The sequence below is a fragment of the Rhodococcus tibetensis genome, assembly GCF_024438035.1.
In the GTDB taxonomy this organism is placed as follows: Bacteria; Actinomycetota; Actinomycetes; order Mycobacteriales; family Mycobacteriaceae; genus Rhodococcus_F; species Rhodococcus_F tibetensis.
In genome coordinates, this window is sequence record NZ_JANFQF010000002.1 from 216,693 (window position 1) to 231,384 (window position 14,692).

At 64.0% G+C, this 14,692-nt stretch carries 13 protein-coding genes and 1 pseudogene; 7 read left to right on the forward strand and 7 right to left on the reverse strand.

Translation table 11 applies throughout. The features are described 5' to 3' along the window. Nucleotides 1-121 precede the first annotated feature (121 nt). From egtA to egtD, 4 genes are read left to right on the forward strand one after another with little or no spacing between them, the layout of a single operon-like run. A complete protein-coding gene (egtA, locus tag NOF53_RS03740; RefSeq protein ID WP_255965668.1) occupies nt 122-1,339 on the forward strand; it encodes an ergothioneine biosynthesis glutamate--cysteine ligase EgtA in 1,218 nt (405 codons plus the stop codon). Further along, nucleotides 1,339-2,643, forward strand: a complete 1,305-nt coding sequence (egtB, locus tag NOF53_RS03745; RefSeq protein WP_255965670.1) for an ergothioneine biosynthesis protein EgtB — start codon at nt 1,339-1,341, stop codon at nt 2,641-2,643. The genes egtA and egtB overlap by 1 nt, the downstream gene beginning before the upstream one ends. Nucleotide 2,644: 1 nt before the next feature. Then, nucleotides 2,645-3,388 carry an ergothioneine biosynthesis protein EgtC gene (egtC, locus tag NOF53_RS03750; protein ID WP_255965810.1) on the forward strand — a complete coding sequence of 248 codons (744 nt, stop codon included), beginning with the start codon at nt 2,645-2,647 and terminating at the stop codon, nt 3,386-3,388. After that, nucleotides 3,388-4,362, forward strand: a complete 975-nt coding sequence (egtD, locus tag NOF53_RS03755) for an L-histidine N(alpha)-methyltransferase (RefSeq protein WP_255965671.1) — start codon at nt 3,388-3,390, stop codon at nt 4,360-4,362. The genes egtC and egtD overlap by 1 nt, the downstream gene beginning before the upstream one ends. A gap of 67 nt (nt 4,363-4,429) precedes the next feature. On the opposite strand, the gene NOF53_RS03760 is transcribed toward egtD, so the two are convergent. The 7 genes and pseudogenes from NOF53_RS03760 to NOF53_RS03790 form a co-directional block, all read right to left on the reverse strand. Further along, nucleotides 4,430-5,020: a TetR/AcrR family transcriptional regulator gene (locus tag NOF53_RS03760; protein ID WP_255965673.1), complete on the reverse strand. Its 591-nt coding sequence runs from the start codon at nt 5,018-5,020 to the stop codon at nt 4,430-4,432. Beyond that, nucleotides 5,017-6,238, reverse strand: a pseudogene (locus tag NOF53_RS03765) (cytochrome P450). The gene NOF53_RS03760 and the pseudogene NOF53_RS03765 overlap by 4 nt, the downstream one beginning before the upstream one ends. Before the next feature lie 284 nt (nt 6,239-6,522). After that, entirely contained in the window at nt 6,523-7,338 is an 816-nt protein-coding gene (locus NOF53_RS03770) for an oxidoreductase (RefSeq protein WP_255965675.1), read from the reverse strand. A gap of 169 nt (nt 7,339-7,507) precedes the next feature. After that, on the reverse strand, nt 7,508-8,059 hold the full coding sequence (locus tag NOF53_RS03775) for a TetR/AcrR family transcriptional regulator (protein ID WP_374212558.1): 552 nt from the start codon (nt 8,057-8,059) through the stop codon (nt 7,508-7,510). A 340-nt stretch (nt 8,060-8,399) separates the two neighbouring features. Then, entirely contained in the window at nt 8,400-9,584 is a 1,185-nt protein-coding gene (locus NOF53_RS03780) for an acetyl-CoA C-acyltransferase (protein ID WP_255965678.1), read from the reverse strand. Nucleotides 9,585-9,632: 48 nt separating this feature from the next. Then, a complete protein-coding gene (locus NOF53_RS03785; protein ID WP_255965680.1) occupies nt 9,633-10,442 on the reverse strand; it encodes a crotonase/enoyl-CoA hydratase family protein in 810 nt (269 codons plus the stop codon). Between the two features lie 415 nt (nt 10,443-10,857). After that, nucleotides 10,858-11,721: an enoyl-CoA hydratase/isomerase family protein gene (locus tag NOF53_RS03790; protein WP_255965682.1), complete on the reverse strand. Its 864-nt coding sequence runs from the start codon at nt 11,719-11,721 to the stop codon at nt 10,858-10,860. Between the two features lie 233 nt (nt 11,722-11,954). Between NOF53_RS03790 and NOF53_RS03795 the strand changes: the two genes are divergently transcribed. The 3 genes from NOF53_RS03795 (at nt 11,955) to NOF53_RS03805 (ending at nt 14,692) form a co-directional block, all read left to right on the forward strand. After that, nucleotides 11,955-12,581, forward strand: coding sequence for a CGNR zinc finger domain-containing protein (locus NOF53_RS03795; RefSeq protein ID WP_255965683.1), 627 nt, complete (start codon nt 11,955-11,957; stop codon nt 12,579-12,581). A 134-nt stretch (nt 12,582-12,715) separates the two neighbouring features. Then, nucleotides 12,716-13,840: an NADH:flavin oxidoreductase gene (locus NOF53_RS03800; RefSeq protein ID WP_255965685.1), complete on the forward strand. Its 1,125-nt coding sequence runs from the start codon at nt 12,716-12,718 to the stop codon at nt 13,838-13,840. Nucleotides 13,841-14,041: 201 nt separating this feature from the next. After that, nucleotides 14,042-14,692: a hypothetical protein gene (locus NOF53_RS03805; RefSeq protein WP_255965687.1), complete on the forward strand. Its 651-nt coding sequence runs from the start codon at nt 14,042-14,044 to the stop codon at nt 14,690-14,692.

The following is a 14,692-nucleotide window of genomic DNA, read 5'->3' on the forward strand; positions in this document are numbered from 1 at the left end:
AATGGTGTCGAACGTACCGCGACGCAGTATCGAAAAGTATCGCCGTTCGCGCGTGCATAGGCGGGCTCTGCGCTCTATCGTCGATAACGACGTTCAGGCGGCGCCCGAGAGGGAGGGTGGAATGGCTACTGCGATCCAGTCCGTCGAGGGAGTCGGTGTCACGTCTCGACCTGCCGCGGAGGCCTACCTGGGCGGCGTCTGCTTCAAATTGGGTCCCCCGCAGCTGATCGGCGCGGAGTTGGAGTGGCTCACCGCGCAGGTGCCCGAATTCGTGCGCCCCGATCTGGCCGCGCTTGCCTACGCGCTCGGGCCGCACACTCCCCGATCCATCGATCCCTCCTCACCAGCTCAGCCCCTCCCCGGCGGCAGCGCCGTCAGCGTCGAACCGGGTGGACAGATCGAACTGTCCAGTGCTCCTTGTCGCTCCGCACGCGAACTGTGTGACTACCTGTCCGCCGACCATGCAGTTCTCACCGACCTGCTGTCGTCTCGGGCCATACTCATGTCCTCCGAGGCTGCAGACACGCGCCGTCCCCCCCAGCGGCTCCTGCAATCGCCGCGATACCGCGCGATGGAGTCGCGATTCAGTGGAATCGGCCCCTACGGGAAGCTCATGATGTGCAATACCGCGGCGACGCAGATCAGCGTCGACGCAGGCGCAGACGCAGCGGCCGTGGAGCAGCGCTGGCACCTGCTGCACGCAGTGGGCCCTGCGCTGATCGCCGCCTTCGCGTGTTCCCCTCGGTTGTACGGAGTGCCCGATGGGCATTGGGCGTCGCAGCGGATGCGGACGTGGCTCGAACTCGATTCACCCCGGACCACCGGAACGCGGAGGAGCGGCGACTACGCCCGCTGGGTACTGGATGTGCCGTTGCTGTGTGTCCGGGGCGACGGCAGCGACTGGACGGCGCCGCCCGATGCGACTTTCGGAGACTGGGTGGTCGGGTCCTTGGACGACGTCATCGGACGATCCCCGACTTTCGCGGATCTCGACTATCACCTGACGACATTGTTCCCCCCCGTCCGGGCTGCGGGCTACCTCGAGGTCCGATACCTCGACGCGCAGCCGGGAAATCTGTGGAGGGTGCCCGTGGCGGCAATCGACGCGTTACTCTCGGGCCCGGGTGCGATGGCCGAGGCGCTGGCCGCCGCTCTCCCCACCGCGGACCGCTGGCGAGATGCTGCCGAGTTCGGGCTCGCCGACCTCGAATTGCGGGCAGCTGCAACGGCTCTGCTGTCGCTCGCGGCGTCGTACTCACCGGACCCGGAGTTCGTCCGACTGCTCGACGCCGCCGCCGAAAGATGTTGCCGGGGGCACGCTCCGGGCGAGGAGGGCTGATGGGGACCCGCGAGAAGGTCGAGGCAGTGCTTACCCGGGCGCGCCGGCGAACCGCCGGACTGACGGACTGCCTGGACGACTCCGACCTCGTCGCTCAGCATTCGCCGTTGATGAGCCCACTGGTCTGGGATCTCGCCCACATCGGTAATCAGGAGGAGTTGTGGCTCGTTCGCGATGTCGGGGGCCGTGAACCGGTCCGTAGCGACATCGACGAGTTGTACGACGCGTTCAAGCATTCCCGGCGCTCCCGGCCGTCGCTGCCACTGCTGAATCCGGTCGAAGCTCGGGAATACGTACGTACTGTTCGGGACAAGGCGTGGGACGTCCTGGGCAGCAGTACCCTCCGCGGCGGCCCGCTCGAGGAACATGGATTCGCCTTCGGCATGATCGCCCAGCACGAGCAGCAACACGCGGAGACGATGCTCGCCACCCATCAATTGCGTTCCGGTGCACCGGTGCTGACCGCGGACACCGCGCCGCGCGTAGGGGTGTCGGTGGCCGAGAACGAAGTCGTCATTCCGGCCGGAACATTCACGATGGGTGCGTCGGATGATCCCTGGGCGCTGGACAACGAACGCCCAGCGCACACGGTGCACGTGCCGGCATTCGTGATCGACGCGGTGCCCGTCACCAACGGGCGTTACCTCGAGTTCGTGGCGGACGGCGGATATCGCCGCCCCGAATTGTGGAGCGAGCGTGGGTGGGCTCACCGCTGTGAGGCGGAACTCGAAGCGCCGCAGTTCTGGGCGAGCGACGGAGGGGGCACGTGGTGGCGCCGCATGTTCGGGGTGCCCGAACCGCTCCACCCGCAGGAACCGGTGGTCCACGTCTGCTTCTTCGAGGCCGAGGCATTCGCGCGGTGGGCCGACAAGCGACTGCCCACCGAGGCCGAATGGGAGAAGGCTGCTCGATGGGATCCCACCACCGGGTGTTCCCGCCGGTTCCCCTGGGGCGACAATGACCCGGACCACTCGCTCGCCAACCTCGGGCAACGATTCCTCGGACCAGCCGTGGTAGGCGCATATCCGGCGGGCGCGTCACCACTCGGCGTCCACCAACTCGTCGGTGACGTTTGGGAATGGACGTCCTCGCCGTTCGAGCCCTACCCCGGATTTACAGCGTTCCCGTATCGCGAATATTCGGAAGTGTTCTACGGCGGCGATTACCGGGTGCTGCGTGGTGGTTCGTTCGGTACCGATCCGGTGGCCTGCCGCGGAACTTTCCGGAACTGGGACCATCCGATCCGCCGGCAGATCTTCTCAGGATTCCGTTGTGCACGAGACCTTTCGGGAGAAGAACGCTGAGATGTGCCGTCACCTGGGGTACCTGGGACCGGACGTATCCGTCGGCGAGCTCATCACTTGGGGTGAGAACTCGCTCCTGCGCCAGTCGTGGGCACCGCAAGACATGCGCCACGGCGGAACCATCAACGCGGACGGTTTCGGTGTCGGGTGGTGGCGGGAGGCAGAGTTCTCGCGCTACCGCAGCGAGCAGCCGTTGTGGTCCGATCCGGTACTACGCGAGACGCTGCCCCACATCCGGTCCAGCGCCGTGGTGGCCGCAACCCGTTCGGCCACCGTGGGAATGCCCGTGCAGGCCACTGCCTGCGCGCCGTTCACCGATCGGACGTGGGCGTTCAGCCACAACGGGTTGGTAAAGGGGTGGCCCGAGACACTCGGCCCGCTCGCCGCGCAACTGCCGGTGACAGACCTCCTGCAACTCGAGGCACCGACCGATTCGGCCGCGCTGTGGTTACTGCTGAAACGAGCGCTCGAGGAGCAGGGGCCGGAGAAGGCACTCGCCACGTTGATCCGTGCCGCCGACGCGGCCGCACCGAAGTCGCGCCTGAATTTTCTGCTCGGCGACGGCCGCGAACTGTGGGCCACCACCTGGGACCACTCGCTGTCGGTGCTCGTCGACGACGACAGGGCAATCGTGATGTCCGAACCCTTCGACGATGACCCCGGGTGGCAGCAGGTACCGGACCGGCACTTCGTTTCTGCTCGCCCAGGACATTTGATGATCACGCCGCTCGAGATGGGAGCCTGATGACCACCGCACCGACACTCGAGGTGTATCTGGAACCGGACCAACTGAAGGACGCACTCCGCAAGGATGCGACCGTGGGGCTGACGTCGAATCCGAAGTGGCTGCCGCCCAAGTGGTTCTACGACGCCCGGGGGAGCGAGCTGTTCGAGCGGATCACCGCGTTGCCCGAGTACTTCCCGACGCGCACCGAACGGGAACTGCTCCGGCAATGGTCGGGGGAGATCGCCGAGGTGGCGGCACCGGAGATTCTGGTAGAGCTCGGTTCCGGCTCCTCCGAGAAGACTCGGCTGCTACTCGAAGCGGGAACACGTCACGGAACCCTCCATACGTATGTACCGCAGGATGTCTCGGTGTCGGCGCTGCAGGGCGCCGCCGAGCAGATCGGAGCCGAGTTCCCCAGCCTCACCGTGCGCGGCGTGGTCAGCGACTTCACCGAGTCGCTGCATCACCTTCCGCGGGGTGGTCGCCGCATGATCGCTTTCCTCGGAGGCACACTCGGCAATATGGTCCCGGCCGAGCGAGCCGAATTCCTCGCCGGAATCGCCGACGTGCTCGAACCCGGTGAGCACCTGCTCCTCGGAGTCGGACTCGTCACCGACCCGGCTGTGCTGGTCCCCGCGTACGACGACGCCGCCGGTGTGACGGCGCAGTTCAACCTCAATGTGCTGCGAGTGCTGAACGGTCAACTCGATGCAGATTTTCCGTTGGACGCCTTTCGGCACGTCGCCCTGTGGGACGCCGATAACGAGTGGATCGAGATGAGGCTCGAGGCCGAGCGTGCGCTGTCCGTTCGGGTTGCGGCCCTCGACCTGGACGTCGAGTTCGCTCGCGGTGAGCAGATGCGCACGGAAATTTCGGCAAAGTTCACGCTCGCGGGAATCACGGGTGAGCTGGGTGCGGCCGGTTTCGAGGTAGATCGCACGTGGAGCGACCCGGATGACCGCTTCGCCCTGGTGTGCGCAACCCGATCGTGACCGACAAGATCAACTTCGGGTCACTGCCTTCACCCCATCCGACCGTGCGAACGGGACGTTCGTTGCGTCAGATCGAACGAACGTCCCGTTCGTGCGGGCCGGTGGTGATGACCGGTGCGACGAACTGCTCGATCATGGCGCGCTCGTCGTCGTCGTCGATTCCGGGAACGGTGAGCAGCGAGACGATGACGCGGACGAGCCACCGCGCCCGGCGTGACGTCTCCTCGCCGCCGACTCCGGCCTGCCCGAGGAAGGCGGCGCCCAGCGACTCGATGACCTCCGACGAGTGCGCTATCTGCGCGGCGAGTCCGGAGTCGCCCAACTGGAACCAGGCGGCCAAGGTGGGGTCGCGGCGGACGAGCCGGATCGCCGCGAGCATCGCGTCGACGATCACGTCCCGCGGGTCGGCGGTACCGGAGACTTCCTGCGCGATCAGCGCGCCGATGCGGCGGGCCTCGCGATGAACGAAGGCGAGTTGTAGAGCCTGGCGACTGTCGAAGTAGCGGTAGAGGGTTGCGCGCGAACACCCTACTGCGCGGGCCACCTCGGCCATCCCGACGGTGTTGATTCCGTTGTCGACGTACAACTGAGCCGCGACATCGAGGATTCGTTCCGCAGCGACGCGGGATCGCTCGTCGCGCATCCAGCCTCCGGTCACGATCCGCGCACCGTGAACGGGATGCTCGTCGGGCGCCGCACGTAATTGCCCTCCGCGTAGACGACGGCATCGATGTCGACCGTGAAGTCTGGGCAGCGGCCGAGCAGTTCCTCCAGTGCGATGCGTGCCTGCATCCGGGCAGCGGCCGCGCCGAGGCAGTGGTGGGCTCCGTGACTGAAGGTCAGGATCTGCTTGGGCCGTCGTTGCACGTCCACTTCTTCGGCGTCGGAGCCGAACTGGCGGGGGTCGCGGTTCGCTGCCCCGTACAGCAGCAACGTCTTTCGTCCCTTCGGGATAACTGTGCCCTCGATCTCGACGTCCCGCATGGTGGTCCGGGCTAGGCCTTGCACCGGCGACGTCAACCGGAGAAGTTCTTCGACTGCATCGCCGATGAGTTCGGGATGGTCGATGAGCAGTTGCCGTTGGTCGCGGCGCTCCGTCAGCAATTGCGCTGCACCGCCCAGCATTCCGGTGCTGGTGTCGTTGCCACCCGTCACCATCGTGAATGCGAAACCGAGGATCGACAGCAGGCCTGTCACGTCGGCGTCGGCGCCCATCCCACCGGCGACGAGATGGGAGATCGTGTCGTCTTCAGGGTCGGTGCGGCGACGCTCGATCAGGGTAGCGAAGTAGGCCATCAATTCGGTGATCGCGTCAGTCGCAATCCGAGGATCGCCTTGGGCATTGGCCGCCACGATCGCCTCGGTCCAGCCGTCGAACCGGTCTCGGTCCTCGTCGGGCACCCCGAGATAGTGGGCAACGACCATGCTGGGCAAGGGTTTGAACAACTCCTTCACCACGTCACCCTCACCGCTTTCGCGGAGCCGCTCGATCCGCTGCACAGCGAATTTTCGGACGGCGGGCTCCACGGCGATGACCTGGCGTGGCGTGAAACCTTTCGACACCAGCCGCCGGAACGCGGTGTGCTCCGGCGGGTCGAGCATCACCAGTGGAGGGTTGTCCTGCAGCCCGATCTTCTCCAGCTCGCCGTACGTGGTGGTGAGTCCGGAAGCGGAAGAGAACGTGTCCGCGTCCCTGGCAGCAGCGTAGACATCCGCGTACCGGGACAGCACCCAGTAGTCGTGCCGGGGGTCCTCCTCGGGAATGACATGGTGCACAGGGTCGCGGTCGCGCAGGTGTGCGTACATCTGCGCGACCGCGCCACGAGTCACCCGACCTCGGCACGAAGGACACGCTGCTCGACACTTCGGCGGACACGTATCGATAATGAGACACACTGGGCGCAGTGTCAACAAATGGAGCGACTACGGTCGAGGAATGGTTGGTTCGACACGTACCGACAGGAAGATTGAGCACACATGGACTGAGGCAGACGCAACAGCAGCCCTTCAGTGCGGTTGCCCCGTCGGCAATGTTCCGTAGGTCATCGACGAAAACCGCCACCGACTTCGCCGACGGCTACGGTGATCAGAATGGGATCGCGCCCTGGCATCAATTCTCCGCTGTCCGGTGGGGCTTGCGAGGCCTGCTGCCCGGAGGCGTCAGTTGGCCAGGCGGTTGTACTTGCGGATCTGGGTATAGAAGATTCGGGAGGGAGCGATGCGGCGCAGGATGCTGATGCGCCCGGCCATCGGGCCGGTGGTGTACCGCGACTTCGGCTTCGAATCCGTCGCTGCCGCCACGATTACGCTGGCAACGGTGGCGGGCGCGTCGCCGTCCCTGACAGCTGTCGCGAGTACCTGATCGGCGATGCGCCGCTGCGATTCGTACACCGGCAAGGGTGAATCGGGCCGCGGGCTGTTCGCCTCGAACCCGGTGTTGGTCCCCCCGGGCTCGATGAGAAGGACCCGCACGCCGTATTCGCGGACCTCGTGGTCCAAGGACTCGGAGTACCCCTCGACCGCGTGCTTGGATGCCGCGTAGGCCGCCAGATAGGGCGCCGGGATGAGTCCGAAGATCGACGAGAGGTTGATGATGCGTCCGCTTCGCTGAGCTCGCATGTGCGGCAAAACCGCGTTTGTCATGCGCATGACGCCGAATACGTTGATATCGAAAACGCCTTGGGCCTGCGCGATGGAGTTCTCCTCTGCCGCGCCCGTCAAGCCGATCCCGGCATTGTTGACCAAGACGTCGATCCGTCCGAACCGTTCGACGCCCTGCTGAACTGCGGCAGCGACCGAAGCGTCACTGGCTACGTCGAGGTCAACCATCGTCACACCGTCGAGTGGGGTAGCGCGTGAGGTGTCCCGGGTCGACCCGACCACTGTGAAACCTGCTTCGGACAGCGCGAGGGCGGAGGCCTTTCCGATGCCGGAGGACGCACCCGTCACTAGTGCCACCGGCCGAGTTGTGCTCATCATGAACTCCCGAGCTCTCATTGTTGGGAAACCGATCGGCCTGCTTCAATCGCAAGCCTTCGGTTTTACGTGTGCGATCTCCGGCGTGACACGCCACCGGCTGGTTTCCTGCCGACTCGCTGTCCGAGGGGCGGCTTTCGGCGGCCGCTTACACAGCCGATCGATGCACTCACGTGAGGATGACCGGGATGGTCGCGCAAACGGACCGTAGCGACTCGGCATTGCGCGTCGACAACGCGACCACGAATGCCCCCTGAATCAGGGCGAGAAGCGCGTCGGCCAGTTCGTGGGGAGCCCGATCGATCCGAACCTCGCCCGCGGCCTGGCCTTCGGAGAGGATCTCGCACAAGCTGGAGTGCCAGATGCGAAGGTCCTCGTCGAGGTGGTGTCGAAAGGCCTCGGAGGTGGCGGCTACTTCGGTGGAGAATTTGCCGACCAAGCACGCCCGTTGAAACCCGGAGTCGATGAAACCGTCGGCTATCGCGTCGAAATAGCCGGTCAGCTTATCCACAGTGCCGAGTTCGGGTCTGGCTGCCCAGGAGGCGAGTAGGTCCATCTGGAAGTGACAATATCGCTCCAGCACAGCTCGGCCGAACGCCTCTTTGGAGCCGAAATGGTGGTAGAACGAACCCTTCGGCACGCCGGTCGAATGGAGTAGGGCATCAACGGTGGTGCCACTGAAACCGTGGGCATAGAACTGGCTCATACCCTGTCGGAGCAATCGTTCTTTATGCGAAAGATCTTTCCGACGGGGCCGCTCGTCCTCATGTTTCCCACTGTCGCGCGTTTTCGCCGACTCCAGCATGATGGCACCCGCCTGTCCTGATCGAAAAGACCTAGACCATCTAGTCTAGACAAGATGGTCCAGGCCCCCGCGGTCTGTGGGAAACCACGGTTCCCGACCTTCCCGTCCTGCGAGCAGCACGGGACTTGGGTTCGCGGCCATCCGGCGAGTCGACAGCCGGATCGCCGCGAGACTCAGTGCGGCCAGTCGGCCGCGTTCGACGTCCGACGGGCCGCGTGCGGTATCCCACCGCGCAGTGACACAGAGGCTGTGCCGCTTACAGGGCAACCTCGAACAGACCGGCACCACCCAGGCCGGTCGCAGCGCACATCGTCACGACGACGTACTTCGCACCGCGCCGCTTGCCCTCGATCAAGGCGTGTCCCGCCATGCGGGCTCCGCTCATGCCGTAGGGGTGGCCGATCGAGATGGCGCCACCATTCACGTTGAGAAGTTCGTCGGGGATGCCCAGCTTGTCACGGCAGTAGACCGCCTGAACCGCGAAGGCCTCGTTGAGCTCCCACAGGCCGATATCGGAGACGCTCAGGCCGAATCGATCCAACAACGCCGGTACTGCGTACACGGGCGCGATACCCATCTCGTCGGGTTCGACGCCGACACTCGTGTAGCCCCGGAAGTATCCGAGCGGCTCGATACCTTCCTTTTCCGCGGTGTCGCGATTCATCACGATGACCGCCGACGCACCATCGGAGAGCTGGCTGGCGTTACCCGCTGTGACACATCCATCGGCACGCATCACCGGCTTCAGTGCCTGCAGGCCTTCCAACGTGGTGCTGGGCCGGTTGCCTTCATCGTGTGTGAGGGTGACGGTACTGAACGATTCCTCGCCAGTTTCCTTGTTCACGACTCGCTTGACCGATTCCATCGGAACGATCTCGTCGTCCAGCAGACCTGCCGCCTGCGCGGCGGCCGTGCGCTGCTGGCTCTGAAAAGAGAACTCGTCCTGAGACTCCCGGCTCACGCCGTAGCGGTCGTAGACCACCTCGGCCGTTTCGATCATGTGCATGTAGTAGTCGGGCTTGTTCTGCCTGATCCACGGCTCTTCGATCATGAAGTCGTAGCCCGGGACCTGAATCATGCTGATCGACTCGACGCCGCCGGCGGCGACCACATCGAGCCCCCCCTGGAGCACACGATAGGAACCCGCGACAATCGCTTCCAACCCCGACGTACAGAACTTGCTGACGGTGATTGCCGGTGTAGTGACAGGGATTCCGGCGCGGATCGCGACCTGACGCGCGATATCACCGCTTTGCACTCCGGTCGTGAGGGCGGCTCCCATCACGACGTCCTGGACGCGAGAGGGCTCGAGTCCGGCCTTCTTCAGCGCGTGCTCGACGGCGTGCCCTCCCAAGGTCGCACTGTGGCTATTGTTGAACGCCCCGCGATACGCCTTTCCGATGGGGGTACGCGCCGTCGAGACGATTGCCGCTTCTCTCATGATTCTTCTGTCCTTCGATGTTGATGTTGTCGGCCGGTGCGTTCCGACTCAGTTACCGGTGTATACGCCGGCGCGGCGCTGGAGGAACGACGCGACGCCTTCGGCGGCGTCGCTGCTTCCGACGACCTCGGACCGCAGCTCAGGAACTACCTTGAAGGCGGCCGGAGTTCCCTCAGCGGCAGCAAGGCGGGACACGGCCAGCGAGTGACGCACTGCCATCGGCGCCGCTGCCGCGATCTCATTGGCCAACTCGAGGGCCCGATCGAAGAGCTCATCCGCCGGAACGACTTCTTGTACCAGACCGATCCGGTGCGCTTCCGTCGCATTCAAGTGATTGCCGGTGAGCAGGTACCGTTGCGCATTGGCATAGCCGACACGCTCGGCCCATCGCGCCGCCCCACCGCCGAACGCAAAGACACCGCGCAGAACCTCCGGCTGGCCGAACAGCGTGCCCTCGGCGGCGACGATAAATTCACCAGCGAGCGCGAGCTCGAGTCCGCCAGCGAAGCACATGCCATGAACAGCGGAAATCACCGGCTTCGACAACCGAGAGCCCTCCATTCCGAAGGGGTCGTACTCTCCTTCGCTGTAGACCAGCGCACCGCTTTCGACGAGGTCCTTCAGTTGCGTCATATCCGCTCCAGCGCAGAACACCCCTCCCTCGCCGTACAGCACGGCACAGCGCAGATCGTCATCGCTGTCGTAACGCTTGTATGCCTCGGCCAGGGCCGAGAACATCTCTCCAGTCAACGCATTCTTCTTGTCGGGCCGATTCAGGCCGATCAACAGCACGTTTCCGCGTACCTCGGTGGTGACAGTGCTGGACTTCACGCCGGCTTCGATCGTCGATTCAGGCATTCTCTACGTTCCTTCTGTTGGACGAATTGCGGCCCACACGAAGGCGAGCGCTTGTTGGCGGGACGAACGTCGCCGGTTCGGTTCTGCCGATACCGGCAACGCGGCTAACTTGACGATAGAGAACAGTCTCTCTCATGTCAACGGTGGGTTTCCTGTAGATGCGGTAGATATCGAAGCGGTCGTCGGGATAGAGACGAGCACACTCAGGCTGGCCGATCCTGACAGTAGAAAACTGAAACAACATAGCCCGCAAGGTGTCTCACGTTGGCTGTGGATTATCTCGTCCACATGCCTCCGACTCGTCGGCCTCTGTGCTGCAGAGTGCTGGTGTCAGCAGGCCTGTGTTGATCACCGCCGGGGGAGTCGCCCAAGGATCAAATTGTCGAACATCATTCGCTTTGTCGTGGCTCCGGGATCACTCGAGAAAACGCGCAATTGCGGCCTTGGCTTCTACTGAATGGCAACGTTTCCTGAACAGTTCGGCTTCCTCGTCGATTACCTGTAGAACGTCGAGTCGGTCGCGATGGAGGAGACGTTTGGTGATCCGCACCGATTCGGCGGGTAGTTCCTGGAGGGAGGTTGCCGCCTCGAGTGCTGTAGAGAGTGCAGTCCCGTCGGCGACTACGCGGTTGATGAGGCCAGCCTCTTCGGCGCGGCCCGAGGTGAATTTTTTCCCCAGCATCAACAACTCGGTGGCCAATTTGACACCGGCGATACGGGGCAACAAGAGCGTTGTGGCGCCTTCAGGGGTCAGGCCTAAGGTTACAAACGGCAGCGAGAAGACGGTCGAGCTGCCCGCGAAAGCCAAGTCGCAATGCAGGAGCATGCTCGCGCCGATGCCGACTGCGAATCCCTCGACCGCTGCGACAATCGGTTTTTCTGTCGCGACCAAGGTTCGTAGAAGATCGAACGCAGCCATCGAATCGGGATGATCCCGGAAATCGATCAGATCATTGCCGGCGGTGAAGACGCCACCACTTCCCGTAATTACGATGACTCGAACTTCGTGGTCGCGGTCGGCCTCCACAATTCCCTCGGCCAGTGCAACATAGGTTTCAATATCGAAGGCGTTGCGTTTGGATGGTCTATTTATTGTCAACACGCGAATTCCGGGATCAACCGTATCGGTAATGAGGGACATCTGATTCCTTCGAGGGTTGGTGCGCAAATGTGGTGTGGGACCTGCGGTAAACATGGCACATTTGCCGAATGGTGCGGCCGCGCGGCCGATGGTGTGCACCGACTCCTCCTGCCGCACCTTCAGGTTTTCGTACGTCATGGATGGCTTCTGCGTGAGTGCCTCGACGTGCCTGCAAGGCCTTGTGCCGATGGCCATGCGTTCGGCGTTCGAAGCGCGCCGCAGCGGTCGGGTGGGTGCGCGTTGTACGCCGACCGGCCCCGATCCGCGTTAGACTAATCCGTCTAGACCGGATCGTCAAGATTTGAGGGTGGAAAGGGCGTCGCTTGTCTCGGGGTATCGAACCGATGACCAAACCGATTACAGTCATGTCGGTGGAACCAAATTCCGGAGAAGGCTTGGCCATGGAGTGGTCCGCCTCCGCGCGGTACGAAATTGCGCCTGCGCCGTACGGGTTGGCGTTGGTGCACGACTTTGTCAACACGATTTCGGCCGGTCGTCCGCGGGCCATCGACCTACTCGGCGGCCTTCCTGACGCACAGGCTTGGCTCGATAAGGCGCTGGCGAACTGGGCAGCGCAATCAGGGCAGTCGGCCGCGCCGGTACATCTCTCCGCGCATGACCTGCAGGAACTCATCGGGCTGCGCGCCGAATTGCGGCGGCTGCTTGCGCCGCCCGTGGGCGGCGACAGCCACGCGGCGCCGGCAGTTAATGTCGCGGCAGCGGCTCTACGGTTGGATCGCGGTGGACGGGCGGTCCTGGAGCCGCGCGGACAAGGGTGGCGGTACATCGCCGCTGTGATCTTGCTCGAGGTTTTCCAGGCCCAGCAGGCGGGCGCGTGGCGCCGACTGAAGATTTGCCGCAATGTGCGCTGCGGGGCGGCGTTCTACGATTCCTCGCGCAATAACAGCGGGGTGTGGCATTCCGCCAAGCTGTGCGGAAACCCGGAGAACCTGCGTGCTCACAGGGCCCGTCAGCGGGTCCGGACCCCCGGAACGTAGAGCGCCGAGGCGGCGAGCACGAAAAGTCGCTGGTGAGGTGTCGCGATGAGGTCGTGCCGTGGTATGAAATGACCAAAAGGTGTACGGTCATTTCATATCCCATCCGGCATCACGGAACCCTCAGGAGGAAATACGTGACCACTACCCCAGGTGTCGTGCGGACCGCGCAGGTTCTCGGGCGCCCCTTCAGCGTTGGTGACCTGGTAGTCCCCAACCGCATTGTCATGGCGCCACTGACGCGGTACTTTTCGCCGGGCGGAGTTCCCGGTGCTGACGTGGCGCAGTATTACGCTCGTCGCGCTGCCGCGGACGTCGGCCTGATCATCACCGAGGGGACCTTGGTGCATCACCCCTCATCAGGCACCAGCGAGCGGGTCCCGCGCTTCTGGGGCGGAGAAGCCCTCGCCGGTTGGCGCAATGTGGTGTCGGCTGTGCATCAGGCCGGAGGAAAGATCATCCCCCAACTTTGGCACGTGGGCTCTACTCGCACCGAAGGGGCTGGACCCATCCGTACAGCGCCGCCCGTGGGCCCCTCCGGTTTGGCACTCGATGGATTGCCCCACGGAATTGCCCTCAGTGCCGCTGATATCGATGACGTTATCGGTACCTTCGCCACCGCGGCCGCGGCCGCGCAAGACTTGGGATTCGATGGTCTGGAATTGCACGGTGCCCACGGCTACCTTGTTGATCAATTCCTCTGGGAACGAACCAATCGGCGTACCGATGCCTATGGCGGTGACCTCGCATCCCGGGTTCGCTTCGCCGCTGAGGTCGTCGAGGCGGTCCGGGCGGCAGTCACGCCCGGCTTCCCCATCTTCTTCCGGCTGTCGCAGTGGAAGTCGGGACAGTTCGACGCGCGCATCGCCCACACGCCCACGGAACTGGAGGCGATCCTGGCGCCGCTGGCCGACGCCGGCGTCGATGTCTTCCATGCTTCTACTCGGCGCTACTGGCTTCCGGAGTTCGAAGGCAGCGACCTGAACCTTGCCGGTTGGGCCAGGAAAGTCACTGGTAAGGCATCGGTTACGGTCGGATCCGTGGGTCTGGACAAGGAGTTCGCCGGCCCAGATGGCAGGCCGACCCATACTGCGGTTGCGGACATCACTGGGCTGCTCGACCGTGCTGAACGCGATGAATTCGACCTCGTTGCAGTCGGCCGCGCGCTGATCGCCGACCCCGAATGGGCTCGCAAAGCGCTCGCCGGTCGCCTGAACGATGCCGATCCTTACGATGCAGCGCTCCTCGAGTCTCTCTACTGACCTTCGTTGTAAACGCGGCGACAGCAACCTCTTGACGGTGTAGAGAACGGTCTCTACCATTCTGTGATGCGTCCCACAGCCAACCGGCGAGCGGGACCTCGGTCACAGTCCAGGAGCACCAATGACAGCCGTCGTCACCCCGGACCTTCTCGTCACGCTGTACGACAGCGACGACCTAGCTGCGCCTGTGCCGGTGGTGTCATGATGGAGGGCTTCCCGCACAGGCTCGGCGCCGTCGCGCGCAACGGCGCCGAGCCCGAGGCCGAGGTCGAGGTCGACACCACTGTGCTTCGATCGGTGTCATCCAGACGTGAAGTCTCACGCGGTACCCGGATCGGTCGTGGAGTGGTGGTGCTGGCATTGATCCCACTCGGCGTTTTCTATCTCGGTCCGAGAATTTACGATCTCACCGCGACGCCGGGGCGCCTGCAGCAGTCTGTCGAGGCGGCAGATCACTACAACCCCGCGCTGGCTCGGCTTGTCGAGCACGAGCGGGTGACGGTGAGTGCTTTTGCGGCACTGGACAAGGTGCGTCAGTGCCTGACCGATGTTCTCGGCATGGGCGAAGCGGTGTCGGCAGAACTCGGCACCCTCATCGGAACGATATCGGTAGATCTACAGGAGATTCTCGACCATACGGGCGTCGACATCGACGGCCTGGTCGGGTCTCTCGATACCCTCAGCGCTCGCGTTGGCGCACTGCGAGCGCCGGCGAACAGTGCGGCCACCGCATTGTCGGATAACCGCGCGACGATGGCCGCCATCCTCGACGACGTGCGTGTGACGGCCGCTCGAGTACACGACACACGTCTTTCCGTGGAATCCGCAGCCACCGATCTGTCCGGAAGGTAA

What these genes read in the sequence shown, in the direction of transcription:
- NOF53_RS03785 (WP_255965680.1), bottom strand. Translation starts at nt 10,442, where the DNA reads ATGCCTGAATCGACGATCGAAGCCGGCGTGAAGTCCAGCACTGTCACC.
- egtC (WP_255965810.1), top strand. Translation starts at nt 2,645, where the DNA reads ATGTGCCGTCACCTGGGGTACCTGGGACCGGACGTATCCGTCGGCGAG.
- egtA (WP_255965668.1), top strand. Translation starts at nt 122, where the DNA reads ATGGCTACTGCGATCCAGTCCGTCGAGGGAGTCGGTGTCACGTCTCGA.
- NOF53_RS03790 (WP_255965682.1), bottom strand. Translation starts at nt 11,721, where the DNA reads ATGACGTACGAAAACCTGAAGGTGCGGCAGGAGGAGTCGGTGCACACC.
- egtD (WP_255965671.1), top strand. Translation starts at nt 3,388, where the DNA reads ATGACCACCGCACCGACACTCGAGGTGTATCTGGAACCGGACCAACTG.
- NOF53_RS03770 (WP_255965675.1), bottom strand. Translation starts at nt 7,338, where the DNA reads ATGAGCACAACTCGGCCGGTGGCACTAGTGACGGGTGCGTCCTCCGGC.
- egtB (WP_255965670.1), top strand. Translation starts at nt 1,339, where the DNA reads ATGGGGACCCGCGAGAAGGTCGAGGCAGTGCTTACCCGGGCGCGCCGG.
- NOF53_RS03780 (WP_255965678.1), bottom strand. Translation starts at nt 9,584, where the DNA reads ATGAGAGAAGCGGCAATCGTCTCGACGGCGCGTACCCCCATCGGAAAG.
- NOF53_RS03805 (WP_255965687.1), top strand. Translation starts at nt 14,042, where the DNA reads ATGATGGAGGGCTTCCCGCACAGGCTCGGCGCCGTCGCGCGCAACGGC.